Source organism: Martelella sp. UBA3392, from assembly GCF_002358775.1.
In the GTDB taxonomy this organism is placed as follows: Bacteria; Pseudomonadota; Alphaproteobacteria; order Rhizobiales; family Rhizobiaceae; genus Martelella; species Martelella mediterranea.
The window spans coordinates 4,027-7,194 of sequence record NZ_DEPM01000149.1; the positions used below are offsets into that span (position 1 = coordinate 4,027).

The following is a 3,168-nucleotide window of genomic DNA, read 5'->3' on the forward strand; positions in this document are numbered from 1 at the left end:
GCCGACCCATATGAGGTAACCAACCTGGCCGACGACCCCGCCCACCGCGGCCGCCTGCTTGAAATGCGCGCCGCGACAGAAGCCTGGCAGCGCGAGACCCGCGATCCCTGGCTCTATCGCGACGGCGTGTCACTGCGCGCCATCGAGAAACACCTCGAAAACGGCCTCGCCGTACCGGACCGCTTCGATTTCGACCCGGACAATCCCGGCTCGCGATAACCTATCTGATATCCGAGGCCGGTCTGCCCGCCGAGATCGCCTGAGCTCTAGTTCCCGAGCAACCGCTCGACGTGACGCGGGATTGCCGTTTCGCGTTCGCGCTTGGCACGTTCGGCGCGCAGGATCGAACGGACGAGGTCGTAGGCGTCGTCAAGGTCGTCGTTGATGACGACATATTCGTAATCCCGCCAATGGGAAATCTCGCCGGTGGCGTTCTTGAGGCGCACTTCCATCGCGGCCTTGCTGTCTTCCGCGCGCGCCAGAAGCCGCGCCCTCAGCGCCTCCATCGAGGGCGGCAGCACGAAGATGCCGACGACATCGCCGGGCATGGCCTGCTTCAACTGCTCGGCGCCCTGCACATCGATATCGAACAGCACGTCGCGACCGGCGGCAAGCGATTGTTCGACGGCGGCCTTCGGCGTGGCGTAGTAATTGCCGTGCACTTCCGCCCACTCCAGAAACGCGCCCTCGTCGCGCTTCTTCATGAAGCCTTCCGGGTCCATGAAGAAATAGTGCACGCCCTCGCGCTCGCTCGGGCGGATCTGCCGCGTGGTGGCGCTGATCGAGAGATCGATCATCGGGTCCTCTGCCAGAAGCCGCCGCGCGATCGTCGATTTGCCAGCGCCCGAAGGCGCCGCCAGCACCAGCATCACGCCCCGCCGTCTCACCGTTTCGCTCACGTCCATGCTCACTCCAGATTCTGCAATTGCTCGCGAAATTGATCGATCACCGTTTTCAATTCAAGCCCGGCAGCCGTAACCCCCACCGAATTGGATTTCGAACAGATCGTATTGGTCTCGCGGTTGAATTCCTGCGCGAGAAAGTCGAGCCGGCGACCACACGGCCCGGGCTCGACGAGCAGCGCGCGGGCGGCCGTCACATGGGCGCGCAGCCGGTCGATTTCCTCGCGAATATCGGATTTGGTGGCCAGCAGCACCGCCTCGGCATAGAGCCGATCGCTTTCAAGGGAGGGGGCTGCCTCCAGAAGCCGCTGCACCTGTTCGGAGAGTTTGGCCGCGATCATGGCGGGTTGGCGCGAGGGATCCGCCTCGATATCGTCCGTCAACGCCTTGATCGCGTCGACCTGCCCTTGCAGCACGGCGACGATCTTCTCGCCCTCCTCCGCACGCATCGAAGCCAGCCTATCGATCGCGAGTTCAAGATCGCGCAGGATCAGGGCTTCGCGTTTCTGCAAGGTTTCGCCGCGCTCCTCCGCCTCGCGCAGTTCGGCAATGCCGCGAATCGCCAGCAGTCCTTCGAGCGACAGGCGCGAATCGTCCAGTCTGGAGGCTAGCCGGGACTTGAGATCGAGCACGGCCTCGAGCGCGCTGTCATTGACGGCCAGTTCCAGCTTGCTGTCGGATACGCTGAGGTTGAGCGCAACCTGCACATTGCCGCGCGTCAGCCTTGCGGCGGCAAGCTTTCTGACAGCGCTTTCCAGATGGTCAAAACCCTGCGGCAGTCTGAGACGCAGATCGAGGCCCTTGCCGTTGACGGAACGCAGCTCCCAGGTCCAGCGATAGCGATCGAACTGCCCCTGACTGCGGGCAAAACCTGTCATCGATTGCTGTGTCATGGTCCCTCGCAAACGCTCGCTTGGCGGCACACTACAGGATTTGACGCAACGTCGGAACGCAATAGACGGGCAAACGCACGGTTTTATACCAAGGATCAGTTGGCGGACCGCTCGGCCTCGACCTTACGCCAGGCCCGCACATTGGCGTTGTGCTCATCCAGCGTCTCGGCAAAGGCGTGGCCGCCGCTGCCATCGGCAACGAAGTAGAGCGCATCGGTCTCGGCGGGGTTGGCGACGGCCTCCAGCGCATCGCGTCCGGGATTGGCGATCGGCCCCGGCGGCAACCCGTTGATGCGGTAAGTGTTATAGGGCGTTTCCTTGTCGAGATCGGAGCGGTAGATCGGGCGATCGGAAGGTTTCCCCTCGCCGCCGAAGATGCCGTAGATCACGGTCGGATCGGACTGGAGGCGCATGCCGCGCTTGAGACGGTTGAGAAACACCGCCGCCACCAGCGGCCGCTCTTCCGCCACGCCGGTCTCCTTCTCCACGATCGAGGCCAGGGTGAGGAACTCCTCCTTGTTCTCGATCGGCAGATCCCTGGCGCGCTGCAGCCAGATTTCATCGACCAGCGCTGCCTGCCCTTCCCTCATCTGCTCCACGATCTCGGTGCGCGGCGTTCCGCGCGCGAAGGAGAAGGTCTGCGGCATCAGGCTGCCTTCCGGCGGCAGTTCCTCGGGAAGATCACCGGACAGGTTCGGGTCGGCGGCAAGCTTGTCGAAGACTTCGCGCACCGTCAGCCCCTCGGGAAAGGAAATGCTGAACAGGATCGACTTGCCGGATTCGAACAGATCGGCGATCTCTTCCATCGAAGCGCCCGCCTCGATCTCGTAGTCGCCGGCCTTCAGCGTCTCGCCGTCGCGCATGCGCGCGGCCGTCACATAGCGGAAAATCCGGGAATCGGAGATAATGCCCTCGCGCTCCAGGTCACGCGCGATCGTCGCAAGCCCGGCGCCGCTCTTCACCGTGAACTCCGTATCGCCGGCAAGCGGACCGGGATCGCGATAGCTCGACATGGCGTAGTAATAGATCGCGATCGCGCCGAGGCAGCACAGCACCAGCAGCGTCATCATGAAGTTGAGGAAGATGACGACCGGGCTCTTGGCCTTGTGGGACCGCGCCTTCGGCTGGGGCACGCGCTCGGGCCGCAACGCCTGCTTGGCGGACTTGACCGCCGCCGGTCTGCGTTCCGGCGCTGAACCGCGCTCACTGTCCTGATCCGAGTCGCTCACCGGACCCCCTTATCGCGTATTCCTCGACGACTTTGGAAAGCCGCCTGACCCAAATGAATTGCCGGTATCGCTGTTTCTATCAATGTCCGACATTGCCGGCGAACCGGATGAAAACGGCCAGTCTAAGCTCAGCCGGTCGAGCCG

General features: G+C 63.5%; 3 protein-coding genes and 1 pseudogene. 1 reads left to right on the forward strand and 3 read right to left on the reverse strand.

Translation table 11 applies throughout. The features are described 5' to 3' along the window. Positions 1-219: pseudogene (locus B4E36_RS11410) on the forward strand (hypothetical protein); the annotation flags it as partial. Positions 220-266: 47 nt separating this feature from the next. Here the strand turns inward: B4E36_RS11410 and gmk are convergent. The 3 genes from gmk to mltG all read right to left on the reverse strand — a co-directional run bounded on the left by gmk (position 267) and on the right by mltG (position 3,024). Then, positions 267-905, reverse strand: a complete 639-nt coding sequence (gene gmk, locus B4E36_RS11415; RefSeq protein WP_018062990.1) for a guanylate kinase — start codon at positions 903-905, stop codon at positions 267-269. A gap of 2 nt (positions 906-907) precedes the next feature. Beyond that, a complete protein-coding gene (locus B4E36_RS11420) occupies positions 908-1,795 on the reverse strand; it encodes a YicC/YloC family endoribonuclease (RefSeq protein WP_292053196.1) in 888 nt (295 codons plus the stop codon). A 95-nt stretch (positions 1,796-1,890) separates the two neighbouring features. Next, on the reverse strand, positions 1,891-3,024 hold the full coding sequence (gene mltG / locus B4E36_RS11425) for an endolytic transglycosylase MltG (RefSeq protein WP_292053192.1): 1,134 nt from the start codon (positions 3,022-3,024) through the stop codon (positions 1,891-1,893). Positions 3,025-3,168 lie beyond the last annotated feature (144 nt).